Genomic DNA, 25,958 nt, shown 5'->3' on the forward strand with positions numbered 1-25,958 from the left:
GTATCGGGCATTTCACTCGGCCTCAACCACGCTGTGGAACTGCCAGGCGTCTTCCAGGCGCTGCTCGAAGGCGCCTTCATGGGGCGACAGCTCCGCCACCCGGATACTCGGTGAGAGACTGGCCTGATCGGGTGTCTGGTTGACATTGTGGCGCACCACGGCTTGATACAGTCGCTCACCGATCTGCCATGCCTTCTCGAGATCGGCGCCCATCAACAGGGCGGTGATCTCAGTGGCACGATAGCGGCCGGTCAGGTCGGCATCCTCGGCGACTTCCGCCATCAGACCGGCCAGGTCCTGCAGCTGTCGGTCCCCGGTGTTTCGTCCGAAGAGCTTGTTGATGGTGGGGAGTTCTTCGAGTCTCGCCGATACCAGCGCCATGGGGAGTCCGAGGCGTCGGAACAGCTGGCAGGTGGCTTCGGCCTGCTCCCGAAAACTCCTGCGGTTGAGCAGTCCTGTGCGCTGATCATGGCTATCTCCCGTGTAGAGTGCCAGCTCGTTCTCGACCATGCTGGCCAGATCATCGAGCAGCTCGGCATCCCTTGCCCCGAAGACCCGCGGTTCGGGGTCGATCAGACAGAGAGTGCCCATCTTCTCGCCTCCGGGCAGGTAGAGTGGCCGGCCGGCATAGAAACGGATGAAGGGGGCGCCCACCACCCCGGGATAGTCGTGGAAGAGGGGGTGGGTATGGGTGTCGGGAACCACCATCAGCCCGTCGCGTTCCAGCGTCTTGTGGCAGAAGGCGATGTCACGCGGGGTCTCGGTGATATCCAGACCCTGACGGGATTTGAACCACTGCCGATCACGATCCAGCAGGCTGATCAGCACGGTGGAGACACCGAAGAGCCTGCGCGCCAGCCGTGTGAGACGATCGAAGCGTGCCTCGGCAGGAGTGTTCAGCAGGCCCAGGCCCGCCAGCGCCACGAGCCGGCGCTCCTCGCGCTGGGACTCGCGAGCGATGAACCAGTCGAGGAACGCATCCGGCGGCAGCGGGCGCGAGATCAGGTAGCCCTGGGCCAGATCGCATTTCAGCGCATCGAGATAGGCCAGCGTCTCCCCGTCCTCGACTCCCTCGGCGGTGGTATTCAGGCCCAGGCTGCGCCCCAGTTCCACCACCGAGCGGATCACCGCACGGGATTCCTCCGAATCGTTGGCCGTCATCACGAAGCGCTTGTCGACCTTGATCTCAGAGAAAGGGAGGCGAACCAGCTGGACCATCGAGGAATAGCCGGTGCCAAAGTCGTCGATGGAGAGCTGGAATCCCTGCAGGCGCAACCGAGTCAAGGTATCCAGCGAGGTGATGGCATCCTGCATGGCGCTGGTCTCGGTGAGTTCGAGCACGATGCGCTCGGGCGCGATGTCACGCTCGCGACAGCGCTGCAGAATGGCGTCGAACAGGGCAACATTGCCCAGGGAGCGCGCGGAGACGTTCAGTGACAGCACAGTCTCCTGGAGGGCGTGTTGCCCGACTCGCCTGGCGGTGTCATCCGAGGAGATATCGGCCAGCCAGTCGAGGGCCTGTTCGGTCACTTGAAGGGTGAGTCGATCGATCAGGTCATGTGCCTCGGCCAGGGGAATGAAGACATCCGGGGGGATGAAGCCCAGCCGGGGATGCTGCCAGCGGGCCAGTGCCTCGACACCCACGATGGTGCCGGTACGACAGCGCACCTTGGGCTGATACGCCAGATGAATCTGCCCCAGGGTCAGCGCCTCCTCCAGGTCCTGGACGTTAACGTCCCTGGGCGCATTTCCCTCGGCTGGCGAGTGATCGGCGGTCTCGCGGCTCTCGATGGCCTGGTGCAGGAGTTCGCGAAGTGCCGCGGCCGAGAAGGGCTTGGCAATCACGCCGACAATGTCCAGGCCGTGCTCTCTCGCCGAGCGTGCGGCGGCGTCCAATACCCGGCTGCCCACGCCGCTGGTGATGATCAAGCGGGCTCGACAGCCAAGCCTGGCCAGTTCGGCCATCACTTCCACGCCGTCCATTTCCGGCATGATCAGGTCGATGGCCAGGATATCCGGATGCCAACGCGTCGCCTCCTCGAAAAAGGTCATCGGCGAGGTGATGTGTCGTGCATCGAAGCCGTCGAAAACGGCAACCCGGGCAATGGTCTCGCCGGTCATCGCCTCGTCGTCGAGAATCAGTAGACGCGGCGGCTTTCCCTTGCCGGGCGGTTCAGTCTTCATCCAGGGTCTCTCTGATTTTCTTGAGCAGGGCGACGGGACGATAGGGCTTGCCCAGGAAGCGAACCCCTTCATCCAGCCTGCCATTGTGCACGATGGCATTCTCGGTATAGCCCGAGGTGTAGATCACCTTGAGGTCGGGTTTGCGCTTCAGGGCGGCAATGGCCAGCTCTCTCCCGGTCATGCCTCCCGGCATCATGACATCGGTAAAGAGAAGGTCGATGGCAGTGTCAGCGGCGAGAATCGCCAGGGCGCCGGGGCCATCCTTTGCCTGGCGCGCACCATAGCCTGCCGCCTCGAGCTGCGCCACGACATACTCCCTGACCGCGATATCGTCCTCGACCACCAGCAAGGTCTCGCGGCCCGTCAGGTTCGTCTCTTCGTGCGGCGCGACTCTGGGCTCCGCGGCCGCTTGCCGGATACGCGGCAAGTAAAGCTTGATGGTGGTACCTTCCCCCTCCGCCGAGTAGAGGTTGACATGACCAGCGGACTGCTTGAGGAAACCGAAGACCATGCTGAGCCCTAGTCCCGTCCCCTTGCCCTTCTCCTTGGTGGTGAAGAAAGGCTCGAAGACCCGGCTCCGGATAGCCTCCTGAATCCCCGTGCCGGTATCGCTGACCGCGATGCAGACATAGTCGCCCGGCGCCAGCTCCAGATGACCGTCGGCATAGTGCGACGACAGCGACACGTTGCGGGTCTCGATGGTCAGGTACCCGCCATTTGGCATGGCATCCCGGGCGTTGATGGAGAGGTTGAGGATCGCACTCTCGAGCTGGAAAGGGTCGATATCGGCCGACCAGAGGTCCTGGCCCAGATGGAAACTCATCTCGACCTGCTCTCCCAGGGTTCGCCTCAGCAGCTCGGTCAACCCGCGGATCAGGCGATTGATATCGGTAGCTTGCGGGTCCAGGGCCTGGCGTCGGGCGAAGGCGAGGAGGCGCTGAGTGAGGTCGGCACCCCGCTGGGCGCTCTCGGCGACGGCCCGGGCAAGGGGACTGAGTCGGACGTCGTTCGCCAATGCCTCGCAGAGCAGGTCGGCATTGCCCATTATCACCGTCAGCAGGTTGTTGAAGTCGTGGGCCATGCCGCCGGTCAGGTGGCCGATGGCCTCCATGCGTTGCGCCTCCTGAAGCTGCGCCTCGAGGCGTTTCTTCTCGGTGACGGTACGAAAGTAGACCGCCAGGCCTTCCTCTACGGGGTAGGCATTGACGTCGAACCACTGGGCCAGGGGTCCGTAGAAGAAGGTGAAGTGTTTCGCTTCACCGAATCCGGCGGCGGCGTGATAGCAGGTCCAGGCCTCGCTCTCCCTGGCCTCGGGAAATTCCTCCCAGACGTTGCGGCCCAGGAGCTCGTCGGCGGATCGTTCCAGCACACATTCCGCCTGGTGATTGAGGTAGGAAAAATTCCAGTCCTCATCGAGCAGGAAGAAGGCGTCGCTCATGTTCTCGAGACTTCGGGTCAGCCGCTGGGCCAGCGACTGCTGCCGTGCTTCCGCCTCGCGCTGGGCGGTGATGTCCTCGATCACGGCGACCAGGCTGAGGATGGAGCCATGCATATCGCGCTGGGCGGAGACACTGTTGCGGCACCAAAGGACTTTGCCACTGCGATCGAGCATGCGTTTCTCGATGATAAAGCCGTTGGCATCGCCGGCCAAGAGAGAGCCGAGCTTGTCCAGATTGGCCTGCCTGTCGTCGGGATGCGTCAGGGTCAGGAAGTCGGTGGACCTCAGTGCCTCTTCCGAGTAGCCCAGCATGTCGCAGAAGGCTCGGTTTGCGTACAGAAAGCGGCCCTGGGTGTCGGCCTTGACGATCCCGGTGGCGGCCTCGGCAAAGAGACGACGCCAACGCGCCTCACTGTTGCGGGAGAGATCCAGCTGATACTGGTGGTAGCGCTCGATCTCGCGGCATTCGGTGATGTCATGTACCACCGAGAGCACCGAGGCGACGTGGCCCCGATCATCGAGCTGGATGGAGTTGTGCCATTCGCATTCGACCACGACGCCTTCCCGGGTCAGGTTGCGATTGGTGGAGACATGCTGCGGCGCGGTGCCGAGGAGAAGCTGCTGGACGACCTTGGCAACGGACTCGGCATCATCGGGATGGACGAAGGCGAAGTCACGGTGATGCAGCCCGATGACCGCTTCCGCCGGCCAGCCGAACAGGGTCTCGGCATGTCTCGACCAGCGTGTGATGCGAAAGTCACTGTCCCACTCGATTACCGCCAAGGGCAGGTTGTCGAGATGGAAGCTGAGCAGCTCATGGGCCTGATGAGCGCTGTGGCCACGTGTTCCGGGATCATCGCGCATCGTGTCGATCTCCGTGAGGGTCGGGCCTGCTCTTCACTATTGCGCAAGGCCTGGCGTGGATCAATGATTCAGCTCGATCATTCGTCCGCCGGCATCCTCGGCGTCTTCCCGGTCGTGAGTGACCAGCAGGCTGGGCAGGCCGGCCTCGCGCAGGAGGTCGAAGACCAGCTGGCGCATCTCGTGGCGCAGATTCGTATCGAGCTTGGAGAAGGGTTCGTCGAGCAAGACGGCGCAAGGCGCCGACAGCAGCAGGCGCATCAGTGCCACCCGGGCCTTCTGGCCACCGGAGAGGGTGGCCGGGTCGCGGTCTGCGAAGCCGGCCAGGCCGATTTGCGCTAGCGCGCCCTCGACCCGCTGTGCCTTGTCAGCCACTGACCGAGGCAGGCCGAAGCGCAGGTTGCCCGCCACGGACAGGTGGGGGAATAGCAGCGGGTCCTGGAAGAGCAGTCCCATGCCGCGCTTCTCGGCGGGCAAGGGGCTGATGTCCTGTCCATCCAGCAGCACCTGGCCTCGAGCCTGAAAGTCGGGGGCCAGGAAGCCGGCGAGATAGGCCAGCAGGGTCGACTTGCCCGAGCCGGACGGGCCCATGACGGTGAGGACTTCACCGGGACCGATTTCGGCATCCAGCTCGAGCAGGACCTGGCTACCCAGGCTGATGCAGATGTCACGGAGTTCGAGGCGATGGGGGGCAGTCATGGGGCTCCCTGCATGGCGCGGCGATTCGACCATAGCAACCTGGGCAGGCCGATGGCGACAATGAAGCCCACCAGCGGCAGGCAGGCCTGGACCAGTGCCCAGACGCCGATTATCCGGCGGTTGCCACCGGCGGCGAGCGATACGGCTTCGGTAGTTACTGTGGTGATGCGCCCGGCGCCCAGCAACTGGGTGGGCAGGTACTGACCGATGCTCACCGCCAGCCCCACGGCCAGGGCGGTGAGCATCGGGGCCAGCAGCATCGGCAGGCGGACGCGCCAGAAGGCCCGGTTGCGCGAGGCGCCCAGCGTCAGCGCCAGACGCGACCAGCGCGGGTCGAAGCGGCGGTAGGCCTCGGACAGCGACAGGAAGACATAGGGCAGCACGAACAGCAGGTGGCCGAAGATGACCAGGGCATGGGTCGGTCGAGTCCCGAACTGTTCCACCAGCACCACCAGGCCGAACAGGAAGGCGATCTGCGGCACGATCAGCGGCAGGTAGAGCAGCCACAGGGCCCGTGAGGGGTGCCGTTCGGTCCGCTGCTCGTTCTCCAGTGCTCCCAGCGCCAGGGTCACGGCGAGCAGGGTCGCGACCAGGGCGATCAGCGCCGTCGAGCCGATCGGTCCGGCGAGCGAGGGAAGGGCCTGAACCCAGTGAGCGCCGGTGAAGCTCTCCGGCAGGGCATCCGGAAAGCGCCAGAAGCCGGCCACGGAGTTGATCGTCAGGCCGGCGATGCCGATGAAGGCGGTTACGGAAGCCAGCAGTATCAGGCCCTTGCCGGCCAGTCGCAGGCCATTTTCGCCTCTCGTGCGTCCACCTCGCTCGATCCAGCACCCCATCAGCCTGGCCACGAGTCGTTCCAGACCCCACCAGATGGCCAGCGCCGTGGCGGTCACCCCGAGCTGCAGGATCCCCCCGGCCGAGGCCATGAAGCGTTTGTCCAGATCGGGGTCGCTGAACCAGGTGAGTATCGAGACGGCCAGCGTGGGTGGCAGGGTGGGGCCGAGGATCATCGCCACATCCACGACCGATGAGGCGAAAGCGACCACCGCGAACACCGGCAGGCGGATGAGGGGGTAGAGTGACGGAGCGACCACCTTCCACCAGGCCAGGGTCGGGCGATAGCCCAGGGAGCGGGCCATGGCCACGCGGCGTTCGGGGTCGAGCTGGGATAGGGCCGCCAGGCTCATCAACAGCAGGAAGGGGATCTCCTTGATCACCAGCCCCGCGATCAGCGACAGCCCCCAGGGGTCCTGGACGATCAGCAGGTCCGGCGGACGCTCCCAGCCGGTCAGCCCCGGCGAGGTGAGACGCGCGATGAGCCCCGAGGGGGCGATCAGGAAGGCCAGGCCGAAGGCCGCGGCGGCATGAGGAATCGAGAGCAAAGGCGAGACCAGCCGTCGTACCCAGCGGTCGAATCGCTTGCCGCTCGCGGCGGCCAGGTAGAGAAACACGACCGCCAGCGACACGGCGGTGGCGATGAGTCCACTGGCGAGGCTGATGAGCGTCGAGCGCCAGATGCCGGGCTCGGCGAACAGGGCTCGCCAGGGGTCGAGCGACAGGCTCTCTCCTCCCAGTACCGGCAGGTAACCGAAGGCCGGCATCAGCGCCATGGCCAGGCCGGCCAGGATTGGCGCGACCAGCAGGATGACGATCAGCGCCGGCGCCAGACGAAGCAACATTAGACGGGCCTCATCGCCGCAGCGCCCAGGGCGCTATTCCGCGCCATCAGTTGCCGACGTAGCGGGCCTGCCAGGCGTCCTGCAGGGCCGTCATCCAGCTGGGATGCGGCTCGGGGAGCGTCTTTTGCAGAGCGCCCGCGGGCAGCATCGCCGGGTTGCTCTCGTCCAGGGTGAAGAGGGCTCGGCTCTCGTCATCGAGGCGGGTCACATCCAGCACGGTGCGATCCCCCCAGACGCCGAGGTCCTGCTTGTGTGCCTGAGCCTCGGGCGAGAGCAGGAAATCGGCGACCACCATGGCGCCGGCCTTGTGGGGCGAATTGTAGGGAATGGCCACGAAGTGAACGTTGCCCAGGGTCCCCTCATCCAGCACGTAGCTGCGCGTGCTGGGCGGTAATTCATAGTCGGCCACCGCGGCGGCGGGCACCGAGGGATAAAAGGTGAAGGCCAGCGACAGCTCGCCGTCGCTCATCAGGCTGCGCATTTCGGGCCCGGTGGCGGGAAACTGGCGACCGCTGCGCCACAGATGGGGGTGAAGCGCATCCAGGTAGTCCCACAGCGGGGCAGTGACTGCCGTGAAGTCGCTCTCCTCGACCGGGGCGTAGAGCGCCTTGTCCTCATCGGTCAGTGCGATCAGCGCCTGCTTCAGGAAGGTGCTGCCGGTGAAGTCGGGTATCCGGGGGTAGGTGAAGCGCCCCGGATTGGCCTCGGCCCATTCCCGCAGGGAGTGGATATCCTGGGGGGGCGTCGCGATCTCCTGGCTATCCCCGCGGAGCTCATGGCTATCATAGTAGAAGGTGATCTGCGCCCGGCCCCAGGGCGATTCGTAACCCTCGGTGGGGAGGGTGAAGTCGGTGACCACCTCGGGATTTTGCTCGGGGTAGGTGAGTGCGAAATGCGGCAGCGCGTCGGCGAAGGGGCCGAACAGCAGGTCGTTGGCCTTCATGGTGGCGAAGTTCTCGCCGTTGATCCAGACCAGGTCGACACTGCCGTCGTCGTCATTGTCGGCCTGCTTCTCCGCCAGCACCCGTGAGACCGCCTCCGCGGTATCCCCGATCTTGACGTGGGTGAGCGCAATGTCGAACTGCTCCTCGACTCGCTCGGCCACCCAGTCGATGTAGTCGTTGGTGCGCTGGTCGCCGGCCCAGGCGTACCAGTAAACGTTCTGGCCGCTGGCCTCGTCGAGCACGGCCGTCCAGTTGGTCGGATCGGGAGCCGCGGCGACAGGGCCGCAGAGCAGCAGGGCCGGTAGTAGGGTGGCGAGCCGAGGGGAGAAAGCGCGCATCACTGGGTTCCTTTTCGTGAGGGGTGCCCTAAGGGGACAGTCGAGAGAAGCGTTGGCTAGTCCTGGCCATGGGGGGAGAGGAGGCGTGCCAGCACGCGACTCTCTTGCTGGACATGCTCGATAACGGGCACCGAAAGATAGTGGTCGACACGGTCGCGGACATGGGCGATCAGCGCATCGTCGCTCAGCTCGGTCGACCAGTCTTCCCCCCTGGTCGAGGCATCGCGCTCGAGAAGATGACTGGCTCGCCACTTGGCACACCAGGTCAGCGACCAGAGCCACATCGCGCGGCGACACGCCAGCAAGGTGGCGGTCTCGTCGGCAAAGCCCGTGGCGGACATCCAGTGACGATAGAAGGCGGCCACCTCCTGGGGTAGCAGTTCGGCCCGGCTTTGCAGATCCCAGGTGGTGGAGGTGTAGAGGCTGGCATGGGCCAGGTCGAAGCCCACCAGGCCGTAACGGCATTTCTCCAGGTCCACCAGCACCGCGCGTCCGGAGTCGGTGACGAGGAAGTTCCCCGGGTGGGCATCGAAGCTGATCAGTCGAGGCTCGGCGCCAGCCCCGGGAGGCAGCCGTTCCGGGAGAGCGGCCAGCTCGGCCTCGATCAGCTGTCGGGCTTTGGTATTCAGCCCGGCCCTGTCGAGGAAGCCGGCCTGGTCCCTGACCTCCTCGAGCATCGCCGCCCAGGGGTCGGGGGGGGACTGCAGTGGTGGACGCACCTCGCTGTCGGGCACGTCCAGGACATGGAAGCTGGCCAGCGCCTCGGCGATATCGGGAAGATCCTCCGGGAGTTGCGCCGGGCGGCCCCGGATAGCGCTCACCAGCAGACCACCCCGCGGCAGCGCCGCGCTGGGCGGGAGGATACCGTGCAGGGAGGGGGCGTGACCGCCCTGGCTGGCGCGGTCGAAGCAGGCCGCCTGATAGTCGAGGTTGGCGGCAGGGTCGAGCTGCATCTGGCTCTGCTTGGGTAATCGTGCCACCCAGTCTATCTGTTCCCGCTCGAGCCACACATGGTGATGGGCCAGGCCGGTGTCGGCCATCGGTTGCATGGCCTGTATGCCCGCATCATATCCGGCGTTTCGCACGGCCTCGGCCAGAGGGTGGCAGAGATCTGCTCGGGACGGTGACGAGGCTTGGGAAAAGACGCTATCCGGCATGACGTTCCTGGTTGTCTGGTCTATCGATCATTGATGGTCGCACGAGGCGGGTATTCCTTACATCGGCGTTGGTGCGCGGACGGTTTTCCCCACGATTGTAAGCCTGGGCCGCGCGTGTCGACACAACAAGAGCGCTGATACGCAAGAGTAGGGTCAGCGTACCCCCCATTTCCTGAACAATCACAACGAGGGTGAAAATCATGTCACAGCATGACGATAAGCGTCGCAAGCTGCTGGGTCGCCTGAATCGGCAGCTGGCCTACACGGCTCCTTTGCTTGCCCTGGTGGCGGGAGGGGCCGTCCTTCAGGCCTCAGCAGGCGATGACGTGGCCGTTTCGAACTTTACCTCGCCCTCTGAGGCACCCCTGATGCTGGCCAGCAACCACGCCGAAGGCGCTGCCGAGGCGGAAGGTGAAGCGGAAGGTGAAGCAGAAGCCGAGGCAGAAGGCGAGGCAGAAGGCGAGGCAGAAGGCGAGGCAGAAGGCGAGGCAGAAGGCGAGGCAGAAGGTGAAGCGGAAGGTGAAGCGGAAGCCGAGGGTGGCTCCAGCGCCGCGGTGGCCAGGCCCGCTGGCTACTCGCCGGCCTACAGCGAGAGCGGCGATAACCCCGAGGAGATGCTGGCTCGCGGCAAGGAGCTGTATTACGACACCTCCTTGAGCAGCAACGGCCTTTCCTGCGCGACTTGCCATGGTAGTGATGGTCAGGACATGGGCTACAATCCGACATTCGAACAGCCCTTCCCTCACCAGGTAGCGATGGCTTCCAACCAGTTCGGCATGTCCGAAGTGCATGCCGACGAGATGGTGCAGATCTGCATGGTCGCGCCGATGGCGTCCGAGCCGCTCGAGTGGGGCAGCGAGGAGCTGACGTCTCTGGCCGCCTATATGGTAGAGGTTCAGAAGCGCGTCGCCGGAGAGCCGCATGACCTCTGAGCCCGGCTTGCGGCGCTGAGCGCGCTCACCTCCTCTCTATTCTCTCTGCCATCATCTCCGGACCCGCCATCTGGCGGGTCCGGCTTCCTGCGGTGAGGGCCTCTTCTTACCTTGATACCGCAGGCGGGCTGTTGCCGCCCGCGGGTTCACTGCCTACGCTGATATCGGCAATGACTGAACCACTGTCTCCCGATGAGGCTCTCGGGGAGACGAATCGCAGGGTAGGCTCGAGATGACGAATCCGGATCGCAGGCGCATCGCCGGGCATTTACTGCTGCTGGCCAGCCTGCTGTGCCTGGCACTGGGTGCCCTGCTGGCCTGGCAGGTGCAGGCGCAGCAGGACGAGCGTAGCGCTCTGGTGATGACGGTCGACGATGCCATCGGGCCGGCCATCAGCGACTATTTCCAGCGTGGCCTGGAACTCGCCGAGGAGCGCGATGCCGAGCTGGTCGTGGTGCAGATGGATACCCCGGGTGGGCTCGATGCCTCCATGCGCGACATGATTCGCGCCATGCTCTCCTCGAGCGTGCCGGTCGCCATCCATGTCGCGCCGGCGGGTGCCCGAGCCGCCAGCGCTGGCACCTACCTGCTTTATGCCAGTCATGTCGCCGCCATGGCGCCGGCCACCCATCTCGGCTCGGCGACTCCGGTGCAGATGGGGGGAGGGGGGCTGCCGGGCCTCGGCGGCGAGGAGGAAAATGAAGGCCAGACCGACGATGCGTCGGCCGAGGAGGAAGCGGCCGACCCGGAGGCCACGGATGACACGGCGAATGACGAGCCACGGCGCGGCGAGACAGCCATGGAGCGCAAGGTGCTGGAGGACGCGGTGGCCTATATCCGCTCGCTCGCCGAACGTCATGATCGCAATGCCGACTGGGCGGAGCGAGCCGTGCGCGAGGCGGTCAACCTGACCGCCAGCGAAGCGCTCGAGAACAACGTCATCGACGTGGTGGCCCGCGACCTCGACGATCTGCTCGAGCAGCTCGATGGTCGCAGCGTGGTGATGGATGACGGGCAGCGGACCCTGGCGACCGCTGACCTTGCCGTCGAACGCTTCGATCCCGACTGGCGAACCAAGCTGCTGGCCGTGATCACCAATCCCAACGTCGCCTATTTCCTGATGATCATCGGCTTCTACGGGTTGATCTTCGAGCTGTCCAACCCGGGTAGCCTGATACCGGGTACCATCGGCATCATCTCCCTGCTGCTGGCGCTGTTTGCCTTCCAGGTACTGCCGGTCAACTACGCTGGCCTGGCGCTGATCCTGGTGGGGTTGGGGCTGATCGTGGGCGAGGCCTTGATGCCCAGTTTCGGCATTCTCGGAATAGGCGGCATCGTCGCCTTCGTGATCGGATCGGTGATGCTGATGGATGCGGACAACCTGAATATCTCGCTGCCGATGATTGGCGGTATTGCCCTGCTGGCGGCTGGCCTGATGCTGTGGGTGATGACCCGGTTCATCGGACTGCGTCGCCGCGCGCCGCGGACCGGGCAGGAGGAACTTGTCGGCAGTGAGGCCACCGCCGTCGAGGATTTCGAGGGAAAAGGGCATGTGCGGCTGATGGGTGAGCGCTGGAATGCGCGAAGCACGCAGTCGCTGGCCCGTGGGCAGGCGGTCCGGGTGACGGCGGTCGACGGCCTGACGCTGGAAGTGGAACCGCTCGACGCCGCGTCCTGAGACTCTGGCAAGAACCCCGGCGCCTACCGTCGCCGGACACATCGAAGGAGAGCAAGTCATGTTGATTTCCTATCTCGTTCCGGTCGTCCTGCTGGTCATGCTGCTGGCGGCGTCGATCCGCATCCTTCCCGAATACAAGCGCGGGGTGGTGTTCTTCCTCGGCCGCTTCCAGGCGGTGAAAGGGCCGGGCCTGCTGATCATCATCCCCGGCATCCAGAAGATGCAGGTAGTCGACCTGCGGGTGATTACCATGGACGTACCGGAGCAGGACGTCATCTCCCAGGACAACGTCACCGTCAAGGTCAATGCGGTGCTCTACTTCCGGGTGGTGGACCCGGAGAAGGCGATCATTCAGGTGGAGAACTTCGTCAATGCCACCAGCCAGTTGGCGCAGACCACGCTGCGTTCGGTGCTTGGCAAGCACGACCTCGACGAGATGCTTTCCGAGCGCGATAAGCTCAACGATGACATCCAGGAGATCATCGACAGCTCCGCCGAGAGCTGGGGTATCAAGGTAGCCAACGTGGAGATCAAGCATGTTGACCTCGACGAGAGCATGATCCGCGCCATTGCCCGCCAGGCCGAGGCCGAGCGCGAGCGTCGTGCCAAGGTGATCCACGCCGAGGGCGAGCTGCAGGCCTCCAAGAAGCTGGTCGAGGCGGCCAACGTGATGTCCGAGAATTCCGCCGCCCTGCAGCTGCGCTACCTGCAGACCATGAGCGACATGAGCAACAAGAACGCTTCCACCATCGTCTTCCCGTTGCCTATGGACATCATGGAGGCCTTCAAGCACATGAAGGCCTCGCCCGCCGCCAGGGCACGTACCGACGGGGCTGCGCCGAATGATAACGACGCCTCCTGACGCGCTCCGACGAGGCTGATCCGACGACAGGTCTCCCTCTCCATGACCTGTCGTCGGCGCCTCTTGTCCCGGCCAGCGACCAGGGTGCGCTGCAGCATATGTTCTGCTAGAATTCCGCGTTCTCGTTGCCCGCACCTATTGGACTTTCGTCTGATGAACCCCAAGCACATGATGACTCCCCTGACAGGGCTGGCCACGCCGCCCTAGCGCACCCTTCCCTATCTCCCGGCGATGCCACCCTTTTCGGTGCGTCATTGCTCGACATCGTCATGATGTTTCAGGCGCCCTAGCCGCCACCTCGCGATTTCCGTCTTCTCCTGAGTCCGCTGTCGGCGACAACGCCCACCCGTGGCGTCGGAAAAGGCATTGGCACGACAGGACTCAGACGACTGAAGGCCTATCCCTCACCCCCCTGACTGGACTGCAGCATGTACGAAAAAATGAAACTGAGTTGGTTCTCCAACCTCAAGGGCGACACCCTGGCGGGCATCGTCGTGGCCCTGGCATTGATTCCCGAGGCCATTGCCTTCTCCATCATCGCTGGCGTCGACCCCAAGGTGGGCCTCTATGCCTCCTTCGCCATCTGCGTGATCATCGCCTTCACCGGCGGGCGCTCCGGCATGATCTCGGCGGCCACCGGCGCCATGGCGCTGCTGATGATCACCCTGGTCAAGGAGCATGGCCTCGAGTACCTGCTGGCCGCCACTCTGCTCACCGGGGTGCTGCAGATCATCGCGGGGTACCTGAAGCTTGCCGACCTGATGCGCTTCGTGTCGCGCTCGGTGGTCACCGGCTTCGTCAACGCCCTGGCGATCCTGATCTTCATGGCCCAGTTGCCGGAGCTGACCGGGGTGACCTGGCATGTCTACGCCATGACCTTGGCCGGCCTGGCGATCATCTACGGCTTCCCCTATGTGCCGGTGATTGGCAAGGCCATTCCCTCGCCGCTGGTGTGCATCGTGGTGCTGACCGCCGTCTATCTGCTCACCGGCATGGAGATCCGCAGCGTCGGCGACATGGGCGAACTGCCGGACAGCCTGCCGGTGTTCCTGTGGCCCGAAGTGCCGCTCAATCTCGATACCCTGATGATCATCCTGCCCTACTCGTTGATGCTGACCGTGGTGGGCCTGCTGGAGTCGATGATGACCGCTACTATCATCGATGACCTCACCGATACCCGGAGCGACAAGAACCGCGAGTGCAAGGGCCAGGGCATCGCCAATATCGGTTCCGGCCTGCTCGGCGGCATGGCGGGCTGCGCGATGATTGGCCAGTCGGTGATCAACATCAAGTCCGGCGGTCGCCGTCGCATGTCGACCCTGATCGCTGGCGTGGCCCTGCTGTTGATGGTGGTGTTCCTGGCCGACTGGGTCTCGCAGATTCCCATGGCGGCGCTGGTGGCGGTGATGATCATGGTGGCCATCGGGACGTTCAGCTGGAGCTCCATCAAGGACCTCAAGAAGCACCCCATGAGCACCAATATGGTCATGGTGGCTACCGTGGTGGTGACCGTGGGCACCCACAACCTGGCCATCGGCGTCTTCGTCGGCGTGCTGCTCGCCGCCATGAACTTCGCCAACAAGGTGGGCAATATCCTCTACGTCGGAAGCGAGGAGGCCGATGAGGGCAACGCGCGCATCTACAAGGTGGTGGGCCAGGTGTTCTTCGCCTCCTCCGAGCGCTTCGGCGAGGCCTTCGACTTCAAGGAGACCGTGGAGAAGGTCACTATCGATCTGTCCCGCGCCCACTTCTGGGACATCACCGCCGTCCAGACCCTGGATCGGATCGTGATCAAGTTCCGCCGCGAGGGCACCGAGGTAGAGATGATCGGCCTCAACGAGGCCAGCGCTACCATCGTCGACCGCTTCGCCGTACACGACGACCCCGAGGCCGTCGAGAAACTGATGGGAGGTCACTGACATGGCAGAACAGGTAATGGCCGCCATCGACGGCTCACCGTTTTCCGAAGGCGTGTGTGGCTACGCCGCCTGGAATTCCCTATGGGCGGCTACTTCCTGTTCATCCGCAGGTTTCTCAGCGTTGCTTACCACGCCACTGGGCGTAACGCCGCAGGGCAATCAGGATGGCAATGCCGGCGGCCAGGCCTGCAAGCGACCAAAGAAGCTCTTCGCGGCTGGTGGCGGTGACCAGCGCGCCCAGCTGGCTGCCCAGCAGCGTCACCGCCGCAAGACCCGGCACGATGCCCAGCGTCGAGCCGATCATGTAGTCGCGAAAGCGCAGATGAAAGGCCCCGGCCATCATGTTGGTAAGCGTGAAGGGCGCCAGTGGCAGCAGGTTGATCACTGTCATGGTGCGGATACCTCGCCTGGCCAGGTAACGCGACATGCCGCGCAGGTGGCGCCCGCCATAGGCCATCAGGGCATCGCGTCCCAGGCGTCTGCCCACCCAGTAGGAGGCCACCGAGGAGGTGAGGGTCCCCAGGGTGGCGTAGATGAAGCCCCAGGTGGGGCCGAATATCAGACCGGTGAGGGCAACCATCGCACTCAGCGGGAACATCACCAGCAGGGCGCCGGCGTAGCCCGCCATCACCACCAGGAAGGTCCAGGGGTTGTCACGCCAGCCCGGCGCCGAGGTGATCCATGTCTTGAGTCGCTCGGCGGTCAGCAGGTCCTGCATGGCGAACCACTGCCAGAGCAGCCCCAGCGTGATCAGGGCGGTCAATAGACCGAGGGCGATACCAAGAGGGCGGGACATGGTGGGCTTCCTGCCGGTGATGAAAAGGCCACAGCTTACGCCAGGCTGTGCCCCACCCCAAGCAGGCGCCGGATGTGTCGTCCGGGGAATGAGAGATGACCTTATCGTTCGGTGTAACTGACGATTTCGTGGCGAAACAGCACGGGTGTTGACCCATGTCCTAGGCAAGCCGACTTCGATCGGGTAGAAACGATACGATAGACAACGACATACGCCAGCCAGGAAACAGCTTGATGACCGAACAGGTGATGGCCGCCATTGACGGCTCGAAGTACTCGGAAGGGGTGAGCGGCTATGCCGCCTGGGCCAGCATGGCGCTGAGCGCCCCGCTGACCTTCCTGCATGTAAACGACAACCACCCCCAGACCGCAGAGGCGGACCTCTCTGGCAATATCGGGCTTGGAGCCCGGGAGCATCTGCTTGAGGAACTCTCTGAGCTCGACGAGCGACGCGCCAAGGTGGCGCAGGAGCAGGGTCGGCTGATGCTCACTGCGGCCAAGGAGCGCGCCGTCGCGAATGGTGTGGCCGAGCCCGCTACTCGTCAGCGCAACGGCACTCTGGTGGAGACGCTGGAGGAGCTCCAGGACGAGATCCGCCTGCTGGTGATGGGCAAGCGTGGCGAGATGGCCCATCAGGACGGCGACCATCTGGGCACCAACCTGGAGCGGGTGGTGCGCACCCTGCACCGGCCGATCCTGATGGTGCCCGAGATGTACAAGACGCCGGAGAAGGTGATGCTGGCCTTCGACGGCAGCAAGACCACCCGCAAGGGCGTGGAGATGCTGGCCAAGAGCCCACTGTTCGACGGCGTTCCGGTGCACGTGGTGATCGTCGGCGCCGAGACCGGTGACAACCGCTCCCAGCTCGACTGGGCGCTCAAGACCTTGCGTGACGCCGGCCATGAGGCCGAGGGCGCCATCCGCGCGGGCGAGGTGGAAGCCACCCTGCGTGGCTACCAGGAGGAGCAGGACATCGACCTGCTGGTGATGGGGGCCTACGGCCACTCGCGCATCCGCCACCTGCTGGTGGGCAGTACCACCACCGAGATGCTGCGCAAGGCCACCAAGCCGGTGCTGCTGTTGCGCTAACCTGCTGTCTTGAGTTCTCTCAATACCCCCTGGGCCAGCACCCAGCCGGCGACCAGCATTACCAGCATGCCGGCGAGAATGGCAGTGAACGAGGCGCCAAGGTCCAGGGTCAAGCCCAGCACCGCCGGGGCGAGCCCGGTGGAGAGGACCATGGCCGCGCTCAGCGTGGCGCGCACCGTGCCCAGGTGCTCGGCACCCCAGCTGCGCACCAGCAGGCTGGTGGCGATGGACTCCTGGGCGCCCATGGCAAGCCCGCCACCGACCATCAGCGCCCAGACGCCGAGGTCACCGCCGACGAAGATGGCCACCAGCAGGGCTAGGGCGAAGGGCAGCAAGTAGAGCCGCGCCAGGCGGACCGGACCGAGCCTGTCTACCCAGCGTCCGCCCAGCAGTGCACCGGGCAGCTTCGCCAGCCCCATGCCGGTGAGGGCCAGGGCATAGACGCCCAGGGAGCTGCCCAGATCCTGAGTCATGCGCGCCTGGTAGATGAAGAGTCCGGTCATGGTGATCGGCAGGATCATCAACAACGGCAGCAATTTCCAGAAGCGCGCCTCGCGGAAGGGGCGCGGGCCGTCGCGACGCTGACCCCGCGCCGGGCGCTTGCCTGGTGCTTTCGGCCATGGACCGCGCAGCAGCAGGGGCACCCAGAACAGCGCCAGGAAGGCCACGAACAGCCACCATAGCTCCCGCCAGCCAAACCACATCAGCAGTGCCGCCATCAAGGGCGGCAGCGCCGACTCGCCCAGCATGATGCCCATGCCGACCAGGCCCAGTGCGCGCCCCCGCAGGCCGACGAACTCTCGGCCGGCGAGAGTGTTGCCCAGGTGGGTCATCATGCCCTGGCCGCAGAAGCGTACCAGGCCCAGGCCGAGAAGCCCCAGTCCCCACCAGGGCGCGGTGGTCAACAGCAGGATGCCGGCGAGCAGGGTGCCGATCACCACCAGCGCGAAGCGCCGCGGCGCCATCCAGTCGATGCTGGGCCCCAGATGCAGGACGGCGAAGCCCGCCACCAGCGTCACGGCGGCATAGGCGGTGCCGAACTGTCCGGCGGACAGTCCCAGGTGTGCGCTGATCGGCGCCTGGAAAAGGCCAATGAAGAAGCTCTGGCCCAGGCTGGAGGAGAACATGGCCAGGAAGGCGATGCCCAGCAGCCCTCGATGATCCCGCAGCAAGGTGCGGTAACCCATGGTGACCTCCGGATTGTCGTGACGGGAGTGCGGCCATTGGCGCGCGGTGGCAAGATGGAGCCCTGAAGCAGAGTGACCGAAAGCGGGCTAGGATATCAGCTGCACGCCTAGGTTGTGGGCCGGCGGGTCCAATATTGCGCAAATGGGGGCGGTGATGAATCATCCAGAGCTGGATATGGACGCCGTGGTAAGGCGGTTGCATGCATTGCGCGCCGAACTGCTCGAGCAGAGCGATGCCAGCCGTGAATCCCGAGATACCGTGATGCTGGACCAGACCTCGGTAGGGCGCCTGTCGCGCATGGACGCCATGCAGGGACAGGCCATGGCCAAGGCCGAGGAGCAGCGGCGTCAGCTGGCGTTGCGCCGCATCACGGGCGCACTCTCACGCATCGACAAGGGCGAATACGGCGAGTGCATCGAGTGTGGAGAATGGATCGGTGCCAGGCGACTGGAGGGCGATCCCCTGGTGCTGAAGTGCATCGATTGCGCCGACTGACCCCCGGTGCCGTGAGCGCCGAGGATCTCTAGCGCTGGCAGGGATCATCAATGACGGCAGTCTCTTTGGGACGCAGCCGCCGCGACAGGGCGTCAACGGCGATGTTGAGTGCCGCGGTCACCAGCAGCAGGAAGAAGGCCACGTCGAACAGCAGATACTCGAAGTTCTCGTCGATGTAGTAGCCCAGGGTCGCGACACCCAGCATTCCCAGGATGGCCGTCTCGCGCAGGATCACCTCGGCACGGTAGTAGAGCAGTGCCAGGATGCCCGGATACAGCCGCGGTAACAGTTCGTAGGCCAGCCGGCCCGAGGCATTCACCCCCGGCATCCCCGTAGTGATGGCATCGGCATGGCGTGCCACCAGGAAGGCGATCAGCGCTCCGTTGTGCAGCGCGAGTGCCAGCCAGGCCGGCAGCAGCGACGGCCCCAGCAGCAGCAGGAAGAAGAAGGCCAGCATCAGCTCGGGGGTCGAGCGCAGGAAGATCAGCAGCCCTCGTCCGGCCAGCCGGGTCGCCGGATTGCCGAAGTGTCGAGAGGCCAGCGGCCAGAGTGCCAGGGCCACCAGCAGGGCCCCCACGCTGCCCAGCAGGCCCAGCAGCAGGGTATTGCCGATGGCGGGTCCCAGGTTGGGAATGCGTGCCAGCCAATCGATGAGTCCCCGCCAATCGCCTTCGAGCAGGGCCGGTGGCCAGATATCCTGGCTGATGAAGCGCCACAGCAGGCCGCCTTCCACCGCCGGCCAGGGGCCCAGCAGCAAGGCACCGCCGAGGGCGAGCAGTGGCAACAGCCGTCGGTGGCCCCACCAGGGCAGGCTGGCGATCAGCAGGTAGAAGAGCCACAGCAGGGCCCCGGCCTCGTGGTAGCGTCCCTCGCGGAAGGCGGTCTCGAGCTGGAAGCCCAGGGTCGGCAAGCCGACAAAGCCCAGCAACACGCTGGCGCGCAGCCCGCACTCGAAGCGATAGCGGGTATAGGCGGAGAGCCTGGCCCAAGCCAACGGCAGCTCGGCATAGATGAAACGGGACAGCCGGCCGACCCCTCGTGGCAGGGCGTCGCGTGGGGCGCTGGGTAGCTGTTCGAGGATCTCGGCATAGACCTTGGCGAAGATGCCGGCATAGGGGATCGCCAGGGCCATCAGCGCGGTGGCCGCCGAGAGGCCGAATACCTGCAGGAAGAGCAGCGCCCAGAACAGCTCGTGAATCGCCCGCACGAAGGCACAGCCGGCTCGGACCAGCCGCGAGCGAGAGAACAGCAGCGCCAGGGGGAAGCCCAGCAGCATCCCGCCCAGCGTCCCCCACAGGGCCACGGCCACGGTCAGGCCAAGGGCTTGCAGCGGTGATTCCAGCGAGCCCCAGGCGGGCCAGGCCAGCCCCTGGGCCATGCGTGCCAGCTCTCCCCAGGGGTCGCGTGTCAGGATCTCCAGGTCGGCGAAGGGCACCATCACCACGGCCAGCGCCAACAGCGCCAGGGTATGGCGGGCCAGCTTCAGTCCGGTGCTGTTGCCGCGCCACCAGTAACGGCCGTGGCCCGGCCGTTCGGTCAGATCAGCGCTCACGGCCGCCCCCGCGCGCAGGGCAGCGCCTCCGGGTCGGGCATCTGGGGGGCCGTTTCTTCCTGTGGCGACGCGGCGAGTGTATCGGCATCGGGATAGAGGCCGTCCAGATCCGCCAGGGTCAGCTGTTGGGCCGGGGCGTCGATCACCAGCTGGCCGTCACGCAGCCCCCATACCCGGTCGAAATGGCTGAGTGCCAGCTCGCGCTGGTGGAGGGCGATGACCGTGGTGGTATGGCGCGCCTCGATCAACCCCAACAGGCGTAGCGCCTGGTGGGGGTCCACGCTGGCCACCGGCTCGTCGCCGAGAAACAGCTCGCGCTGCTGGTAGAGAGCCCGGGCGATGGCGACCCGTTGGCGCTGTCCGCCAGAGAGCTGGCCGACGGGGCGGCGCAGCAGCCCGGCGAGGCCCAGAGATTCGCAGAGCTCGGCGACCTGGCGCCAGGGTCCGGCCAGCGGACGCACCAGATTCCACAGGTTGGCCAGGGCCGAGTGCTCGGCCAGCCGCCCCATATAGACGTTGTGATAGACCGCCAGCTGAGGCACCAGGCCGTGCTGCTGGGGACACCAGGCGGCGGCGTCACCCAGCCGCAGGCGCAGGGCCCCCAGCAGGGTGGACTTGCCGGCCCCGCTGGGGCCGAGCAGGGCGATCCTCTCGTCCGGATACAGGGCGAGCGTCAGGCGGGGCAGCACTACCTGATCATCGTGGCCGAGGTCTTCGGCCTCGAAGGCGACCAGCGGTCGGCGTGGTTCACCCGCCATCAGCGCAGCAGGCCGAGCTCTTCCGCGACGTCCTCGATGGGGGCGTAGAGGGCGTTGTCGGCGGGGATGAAGGCCTCGCGGGGAAAGCTCGCCAGCAATTCGGGGTCGTCCATCTCGAGCAGGGCCGCGCGGACCTTCTCGGTGAAGCCCTCGCCGAACGGCTGGTCGACGTCGCCCCGCAGGGTCCAGTTGTAATCCGGGTAGGGTGGGGTGGCCCAGATGACCTCGACCTTGTCGGTATCCACCCGATCGTCGGCCACGGCGGCCTCCCAGACGCTGTAGTTGACCGCGCCCAGATCCCAGGTGCCGGCTTCCACCAGGGCGATGGTGCGCGAGTGGTCGCCGGAGTATCCGACCCGCGAGAAGAGCGTGTCGGGTGCCTCACCGAAGCGCTCGCGCAGGAAATGCTCGGGCATCAGGCGCCCCGACGTGGAGGTGCGCGAGCCGAAGGTCAGGCTCATGCCCTCGATGGCAGCGGGCAGTTCCTCTGACCGCTCGAGGCCGGTGGAGCGGTGGGCGATGAGGTAGCTCTTGAACTCGGCATCCTCGCTGCTCTGGGCCAGAGCGATTGAGCCGGGTACCAGGCGACGCGCCTGGACTCCGGAGAGGCCGCCGAACCAGGCCAACTGAACCTGATTGTTGCGAAAGGCGGTGACCGTGGCGCCATACGACTTCACCGGCACATACTCCACCTCCACGTCGAGACGCTCTTCCAGATAGTTGGCAACCTTGGAGAAGCGCTCGACCAGCCGCGACTGGTCCTCGTCGGGAATGGCGGTGAAGCGGAAGGTATCGGCGGCGGCACCCTGGGCGAACAGGGCCAGCGCAGCGGTGGAAGCGGCAAGCCAGCGCATTGCAGTCTCCGGAGTGGACGGTTGAAGGTGGCTATTGTTGTGGTCCGACGCCAGCCTGGCAAGTCGGGTGGTGCCTCAGGGCTGGTCGTCGCGACCACCCGCGGGGTAGCGTGTCGCCTGCAGGCTGTCCTTGATCTTCTTGAGGTGGGGCAGGAAGTCCTCACCGCGCCGCAGCGTGACGCCCGTGGCCAGGACATCGATCAGTGCCAGCTGGATCATCCGCGAGGTCATGGGCATGTAGTAGTCGGTATCTTCCGGGGTGGTGACCTCCAGGGTCTCGGTGCATTCGGCGGCGAGCGGCGACTGCGGGGCGGTGATGCCGAGCACCACCGCGCCGTTTTCCCGCGCCAGCCGGGCGATGTCCACCAGGTCACGGGTGCGGCCGGTCCAGGAGAGCACCACCACCACATCACCGGTATGGCAGGCGGCGGCCACCATGCGCTGCATCAGCACGTCCACATAGGCGGTGACGGGCAGGTTGAAGCGGAAAAACTTGTGCTGGGCATCCTGGGCCACCGCCCCGGAGGCGCCGAGGCCGAAGAAGTGCAGCTGCCTGGCCTGTATCAGGTAGTCGACCACGCGTTCGATGCGCTCCGGGGCCACCTCGCGGCGGGCCTGGTCCAGTGCGGCGATGGTGGCCCCGAAGATCTTGCTGGTGTATTCGGTGGCGGAGTCACCGGGTTCCACCGCCTGACTGACGTAGGGAGTACCCCCGGCCAGGCTTTGGGCAAGCTTGATCTTGAAGTCCGGGTAGCCCTTGGCATCGAAGCTGCGGCAGAAGCGGTTGACCGTGGGCTCGCTGACCGAGGCCAGCTGGGCCAGGGTGGCGATGCTCATGCTGGTGGCCGATGTCGGGTCGGCCAGGATAACGTCGGCGACCTTGCGTTCTGATCGGTTAAGCTCGTCGAGCTGCCGGCGGATACGGTCGAGTAGATCGTGTCGGACCATGAGCGATGAAGTCTCCGTGACGACGGGGCGCCATCGGCGGCGCGGGGGTGAAACAGGTGTGATGTGGTGATTTAACTACATTATGCTGACTATGCTGTGCAATGCGCAAAGGAGGAGGGGAGCGCAGGCGGCGACAGAAGATAAATTATGTAGTAAACTTACATATAAAACTTGCATAGAATTGCTTTTCTGCGCTATTTTTAAGTAAGTTAACCAGATGGGGCGGACATGACACAACGCAACCGATCCGGCGAGGCCAAGCCCAGCGGCGCCGGCAGCACGGAAATCGACCTGGCGCTGTTCGGCGCGCTTGGCGACCTGGCCCAGCGCAAGCTGTTCCCGGCGCTCTTTCACCTCGAACGCGAGGGGCTGCTGGATCCTGCCACCCGGCTACTGGGCCTGGCCCGACAGGACTACGACCTGGAGGGTTTCCGCAAGCAGGTCGAGAAGGCGCTCAAGACCTATGTCAAGGCCGAGGAGCTTGAGCGCGAGGCGCTGGCCCGCTTCCTGGCTCGTCTCGATTTCATCCAGCTCGATTTCACCAAGCCCGATGGCTACACCGCCATTCGCGAGTGGCGCCAGCAGGGTGTACTACGCCCCATGGTGGTCTACCTCTCGGTGGCCGCCAAGATCTATGGCGACATCTGCCGTCACCTCGAGGCCAGTGGCAGTCTCGACGAGCAGAGCCGGGTGGTGGTCGAGAAGCCGATTGGTCATGACCTCGACTCTTCCGCCGAGATCAATGACGCCATCGGCGCGGTCTTCCCTGAATCCCGGATCTATCGAATCGACCACTACCTGGGCAAGGAGACGGTGCAGAACCTGATCGCGCTGCGCTTCGCCAACCCGCTGTTCGGCACCCAGTGGAACCAGAATCACATCTCCCATGTGGAGATCACCGTTGCCGAGAAGGTCGGCATCGAGGGGCGCTGGGGCTACTTCGACGAGGCCGGCCAGCTGCGCGATATGGTGCAGAACCATCTGCTGCAGCTGGTGTGCCTGATCGCCATGGACCCTCCCGCCAACCTGGATGCCGACGCGATCCGTGACGAGAAGGTCAAGGTGCTCAAGGCGCTCAAGCCCTTCACCGACGACATGCTGGGGCGTGACGTGGTTCGAGGCCAGTACATGGCCGGTACCACGGATGGTCATGGCGTGCCGGGCTACCTGGAAGAGGAGGGGGCCAATACCGACAGCCAGACCGAGACCTTCGTGGCCATGAAGACCGGCGTGGCCAACTGGCGTTGGGCTGGGGTGCCCTTCTACCTGCGCACCGGCAAGCGCATGCCGGAGAAGCTCTCGCAGATCATCATCCACTTCCGCCAGCAGCCGCACTATATCTTCGACCCCGACCAGCGGGGGTTGGCTTCCAACAAGCTGGTGATCCGCTTGCAGCCCGAGGAGGGCATCGCGCTGGAGGTGCTGACCAAGGACAGCGGCCTGGACAAGGGGATGCGCCTACGCCGTGGTCCCCTGCACCTGGATTTCAACAGTGCCTTCCCCAAGACGCGCATCCCGGATGCCTACGAGCGGCTGTTGCTCGAGGTGATGAAGGGGCAGCAGTATCTTTTCGTGCGCCGCGACGAGGTCGAGCATGCCTGGCAGTGGTGCGACAATCTGATTGCCGCCTGGGCCGACCGCGACGAGCCACCCCGGCGCTATCCGGCCGGTTCCTGGGGGCCGGTCGCGTCCATCGCCATGATCACCCAGGATGGCCGCAGCTGGTATGAAGACTATTGAGAGCGAGAGACGAGATGAGTGATTCCCCCCGCGACCAGCTGGCCCTCCAGCTGGCCGAGGCCGTGGCCGAGGCGCTGCGGGTCGACCTGGCGCGTCAGGACAATGCCCTGCTGGTGGTCTCGGGCGGCTCCACGCCGGTGCCCTTCTTCGAGGCCCTGGCGGCCTGCGAGTTGCCCTGGGAGCGTGTCCAGGTGACCCTGGCCGACGAACGCTGGGTGGCGGAGGCTGCGGAAGACAGCAATGCCCGCCTGGTGCGCGCCCACCTGCTGCAGGGGCCGGCTGCCGCCGCCACCTTTGTGCCGCTGACCACCGCCGATGCCACCCCGGAGCAGGGCGCGGACGCGGTGGCCGAGCGCCTCGATGGCCTGGCCTGGCCGGCCAGCGTGGTGATCCTCGGCATGGGAGGCGACGGCCACACCGCCTCGCTGTTCCCCGACAGCCGTGAACTCGGCCTGGCCCTGACCACCGATGCCCCGGCGGTGGCGGTGCGGACCCCGAGCCAGCCCCAGCCGCGCATCACCCTGAGTGCCGACCGCCTGCATCAGGCACAACGTCACATACTGCACATCACCGGCGGCGACAAGCGCGCCGTGCTGGCCCGGGCGCTCTCCGGCGACGACGTTCGCGAACTGCCGATCCGCGCCTTTCTGGCTTGCCCGCTGGCCACTTACTGGGCCCCCTGAAACCGGCTCCCTGAATTACCGGAGTGACTTCCCATGACGTCCGACAAGACTATTGACAAGCAGCTGCCCTCGACCCGCACCACCGAGCTGGACAGCATCTGCCTCAAGGCCGAAGTGATCCCGGTGCTGGCCATTCAGCGCATCGAGGATGCCGTCCCTCTGGCCCGTGCCCTCTACGAGGGTGGCCTGACCGTGCTGGAGATCACCCTGCGCACCGAGTGTGCCCTGGAGGCGATCAGGCGCATCAATGAGGCCCTGCCCCACGCCAGCATCGGGGTGGGAACCGTCCTCACCCCGGCTCAGTACCGCCAGGCCGAGGAGGTCGGCGCCGATTTCGTGGTAACGCCCGGCACTACCGAGGCGCTCTATCGCTACGGCGTCACCAGTCCCGTGCCGATGCTGCCCGGCGTGGCAACTGTTTCCGAGCTGATGACCGGCTGGCAGTACGGCTATCGTCGCTTCAAGTTCTTTCCCGCTGAAGCCAGCGGCGGCATCAAGGCCCTCAAGTCGTTCGCCGGCCCGATCCCGGAGGCACGCTTCTGCCCCACCGGCGGCATCGGCATCAACAATGCCGAGGACTACCTGGCGCTCAAGAACGTGATGTGCGTGGGCGGTTCCTGGCTCACGCCCAAGTCGCTGGTCGACGCCGAGGACTGGGATGCCATCCGTTCGCTGGCTCGCGAGGCGGCGGAGCGTTTCCACCACTGACCGGTCTCCCTGTACCGCTTACCCTGTGCTCTCTCGACAGCTGGTAGCTGTCCCTTGCCTCGGCTCAGCCGGGGCTTTTTTGGGCCACGGTCATTTTCTCATTCAGCTGTTCGTGGTGGACCAATCCTCTAGGCGAAGGCCTGGCACGCGCTCGAACTCGCGGATGTTGTTGGTCACCACCACCAGCCCCCTCGAACGGGCATGACCGGCAATCATCTGGTCATAAGGGCCTATCGGCGCTCCTGCCTTGGCCAGCTCGGCTCTTAGCTGACCTGTATGGGCTGCCGCATCGGCATCGTACTGCAGCACTTCAAGACGTGCCGCGAATCCCTCGATGCTGTGCAGGTTGCGCTCCGGATGTGTCGACTTCTCCGCACCGTAAATCAGCTCCATGAGGGTAACCGTGCTGATACACAGCTGCTCCTGGTGCCGCTTGAAGGTGCCATGGGCTGCCTTT

At 65.3% G+C, this 25,958-nt stretch carries 21 protein-coding genes and 1 pseudogene; 9 read left to right on the forward strand and 13 right to left on the reverse strand.

What is annotated here, in order from left to right; all coding sequences use genetic code 11:
* Window positions 1-12 precede the first annotated feature (12 nt).
* Genes HALO32_RS06365 through HALO32_RS06390 form a run of 6 tightly spaced genes read right to left on the reverse strand, consistent with a single transcriptional unit; the run spans window position 13 to window position 9,192 of the window.
* On the reverse strand, window positions 13-2,184 hold the full coding sequence (locus HALO32_RS06365) for an EAL domain-containing protein (RefSeq protein WP_192576453.1): 2,172 nt from the start codon (window positions 2,182-2,184) through the stop codon (window positions 13-15).
* Window positions 2,174-4,486, reverse strand: coding sequence for a PAS domain S-box protein (locus HALO32_RS06370; RefSeq protein ID WP_151442927.1), 2,313 nt, complete (start codon window positions 4,484-4,486; stop codon window positions 2,174-2,176). Before HALO32_RS06370 ends, HALO32_RS06365 begins: the two co-directional genes overlap by 11 nt.
* Before the next feature lie 60 nt (window positions 4,487-4,546).
* Window positions 4,547-5,182 (reverse strand): ATP-binding cassette domain-containing protein, encoded by a 636-nt coding sequence (locus tag HALO32_RS06375; RefSeq protein ID WP_192576454.1) that lies wholly within the window; start codon window positions 5,180-5,182, stop codon window positions 4,547-4,549.
* Window positions 5,179-6,861, reverse strand: a complete 1,683-nt coding sequence (locus HALO32_RS06380; RefSeq protein WP_225809794.1) for an ABC transporter permease — start codon at window positions 6,859-6,861, stop codon at window positions 5,179-5,181. Before HALO32_RS06380 ends, HALO32_RS06375 begins: the two co-directional genes overlap by 4 nt.
* 46 nt (window positions 6,862-6,907) lie before the next feature.
* The gene (locus HALO32_RS06385) at window positions 6,908-8,143 is read right to left on the reverse strand and encodes an ABC transporter substrate-binding protein (RefSeq protein WP_151442929.1); all 1,236 of its coding nucleotides are present in this window, start codon (window positions 8,141-8,143) and stop codon (window positions 6,908-6,910) included.
* A 56-nt stretch (window positions 8,144-8,199) separates the two neighbouring features.
* Window positions 8,200-9,192 (reverse strand): aminoglycoside phosphotransferase family protein, encoded by a 993-nt coding sequence (locus HALO32_RS06390; protein ID WP_325063451.1) that lies wholly within the window; start codon window positions 9,190-9,192, stop codon window positions 8,200-8,202.
* Between the two features lie 308 nt (window positions 9,193-9,500).
* On the opposite strand from HALO32_RS06390, the gene HALO32_RS06395 reads away from it, so the two are divergent.
* The 4 genes from HALO32_RS06395 to HALO32_RS06410 all read left to right on the forward strand — a co-directional run bounded on the left by HALO32_RS06395 (window position 9,501) and on the right by HALO32_RS06410 (window position 14,691).
* On the forward strand, window positions 9,501-10,232 hold the full coding sequence (locus tag HALO32_RS06395) for a c-type cytochrome (protein ID WP_151442931.1): 732 nt from the start codon (window positions 9,501-9,503) through the stop codon (window positions 10,230-10,232).
* Window positions 10,233-10,464: 232 nt separating this feature from the next.
* On the forward strand, window positions 10,465-11,910 hold the full coding sequence (locus HALO32_RS06400; RefSeq protein WP_151442932.1) for an NfeD family protein: 1,446 nt from the start codon (window positions 10,465-10,467) through the stop codon (window positions 11,908-11,910).
* Window positions 11,911-11,968: 58 nt separating this feature from the next.
* On the forward strand, window positions 11,969-12,772 hold the full coding sequence (locus HALO32_RS06405; RefSeq protein WP_151442933.1) for a slipin family protein: 804 nt from the start codon (window positions 11,969-11,971) through the stop codon (window positions 12,770-12,772).
* A gap of 428 nt (window positions 12,773-13,200) precedes the next feature.
* Window positions 13,201-14,691 carry a SulP family inorganic anion transporter gene (locus tag HALO32_RS06410; protein ID WP_151442934.1) on the forward strand — a complete coding sequence of 497 codons (1,491 nt, stop codon included), beginning with the start codon at window positions 13,201-13,203 and terminating at the stop codon, window positions 14,689-14,691.
* A 115-nt stretch (window positions 14,692-14,806) separates the two neighbouring features.
* On the opposite strand, the gene HALO32_RS06415 is transcribed toward HALO32_RS06410, so the two are convergent.
* Window positions 14,807-15,487 carry a TVP38/TMEM64 family protein gene (locus HALO32_RS06415; RefSeq protein WP_151442935.1) on the reverse strand — a complete coding sequence of 227 codons (681 nt, stop codon included), beginning with the start codon at window positions 15,485-15,487 and terminating at the stop codon, window positions 14,807-14,809.
* 233 nt (window positions 15,488-15,720) lie between these two features.
* On the opposite strand from HALO32_RS06415, the gene HALO32_RS06420 reads away from it, so the two are divergent.
* Complete coding sequence (locus HALO32_RS06420; protein ID WP_151442936.1) at window positions 15,721-16,575, forward strand: universal stress protein; 855 nt, start codon at window positions 15,721-15,723, stop codon at window positions 16,573-16,575.
* Here the strand turns inward: HALO32_RS06420 and HALO32_RS06425 are convergent.
* A complete protein-coding gene (locus HALO32_RS06425; protein ID WP_151442937.1) occupies window positions 16,572-17,762 on the reverse strand; it encodes an MFS transporter in 1,191 nt (396 codons plus the stop codon). The genes HALO32_RS06420 and HALO32_RS06425 overlap by 4 nt on opposite strands.
* Before the next feature lie 154 nt (window positions 17,763-17,916).
* Between HALO32_RS06425 and HALO32_RS06430 the strand changes: the two genes are divergently transcribed.
* Window positions 17,917-18,258: a TraR/DksA family transcriptional regulator gene (locus HALO32_RS06430; RefSeq protein WP_151442938.1), complete on the forward strand. Its 342-nt coding sequence runs from the start codon at window positions 17,917-17,919 to the stop codon at window positions 18,256-18,258.
* 28 nt (window positions 18,259-18,286) lie between these two features.
* Here HALO32_RS06430 and HALO32_RS06435 read toward each other — a convergent pair whose 3' ends face one another.
* From HALO32_RS06435 to HALO32_RS06450, 4 genes are all read right to left on the reverse strand, one after another.
* On the reverse strand, window positions 18,287-19,810 hold the full coding sequence (locus tag HALO32_RS06435; RefSeq protein ID WP_225809796.1) for an ABC transporter permease subunit: 1,524 nt from the start codon (window positions 19,808-19,810) through the stop codon (window positions 18,287-18,289).
* Window positions 19,807-20,568 (reverse strand): ATP-binding cassette domain-containing protein, encoded by a 762-nt coding sequence (locus HALO32_RS06440; RefSeq protein ID WP_151442939.1) that lies wholly within the window; start codon window positions 20,566-20,568, stop codon window positions 19,807-19,809. The genes HALO32_RS06435 and HALO32_RS06440 overlap by 4 nt, the downstream gene beginning before the upstream one ends.
* Window positions 20,568-21,422: a putative selenate ABC transporter substrate-binding protein gene (locus HALO32_RS06445; protein WP_151442940.1), complete on the reverse strand. Its 855-nt coding sequence runs from the start codon at window positions 21,420-21,422 to the stop codon at window positions 20,568-20,570. Before HALO32_RS06445 ends, HALO32_RS06440 begins: the two co-directional genes overlap by 1 nt.
* A gap of 75 nt (window positions 21,423-21,497) precedes the next feature.
* Entirely contained in the window at window positions 21,498-22,370 is an 873-nt protein-coding gene (locus tag HALO32_RS06450; RefSeq protein ID WP_151442941.1) for a MurR/RpiR family transcriptional regulator, read from the reverse strand.
* Between the two features lie 228 nt (window positions 22,371-22,598).
* Between HALO32_RS06450 and zwf the strand changes: the two genes are divergently transcribed.
* Genes zwf through HALO32_RS06465 form a run of 3 tightly spaced genes read left to right on the forward strand, consistent with a single transcriptional unit; the run spans window position 22,599 to window position 25,501 of the window.
* Window positions 22,599-24,110: a glucose-6-phosphate dehydrogenase gene (zwf, locus tag HALO32_RS06455; protein WP_151442942.1), complete on the forward strand. Its 1,512-nt coding sequence runs from the start codon at window positions 22,599-22,601 to the stop codon at window positions 24,108-24,110.
* A gap of 14 nt (window positions 24,111-24,124) precedes the next feature.
* Window positions 24,125-24,793: a 6-phosphogluconolactonase gene (gene pgl / locus HALO32_RS06460; protein WP_151442943.1), complete on the forward strand. Its 669-nt coding sequence runs from the start codon at window positions 24,125-24,127 to the stop codon at window positions 24,791-24,793.
* 33 nt (window positions 24,794-24,826) lie between these two features.
* Window positions 24,827-25,501 carry a bifunctional 4-hydroxy-2-oxoglutarate aldolase/2-dehydro-3-deoxy-phosphogluconate aldolase gene (locus HALO32_RS06465; protein WP_151442944.1) on the forward strand — a complete coding sequence of 225 codons (675 nt, stop codon included), beginning with the start codon at window positions 24,827-24,829 and terminating at the stop codon, window positions 25,499-25,501.
* A 102-nt stretch (window positions 25,502-25,603) separates the two neighbouring features.
* Here the strand turns inward: HALO32_RS06465 and vapC are convergent.
* Window positions 25,604-25,930, reverse strand: a pseudogene (vapC, locus tag HALO32_RS06470) (tRNA(fMet)-specific endonuclease VapC); the annotation flags it as partial.
* Window positions 25,931-25,958: the final 28 nt, after the last annotated feature.

It is taken from the genome of Halomonas lysinitropha (assembly GCF_902500215.1).
Taxonomy (GTDB): domain Bacteria; phylum Pseudomonadota; class Gammaproteobacteria; order Pseudomonadales; family Halomonadaceae; genus Halomonas; species Halomonas lysinitropha.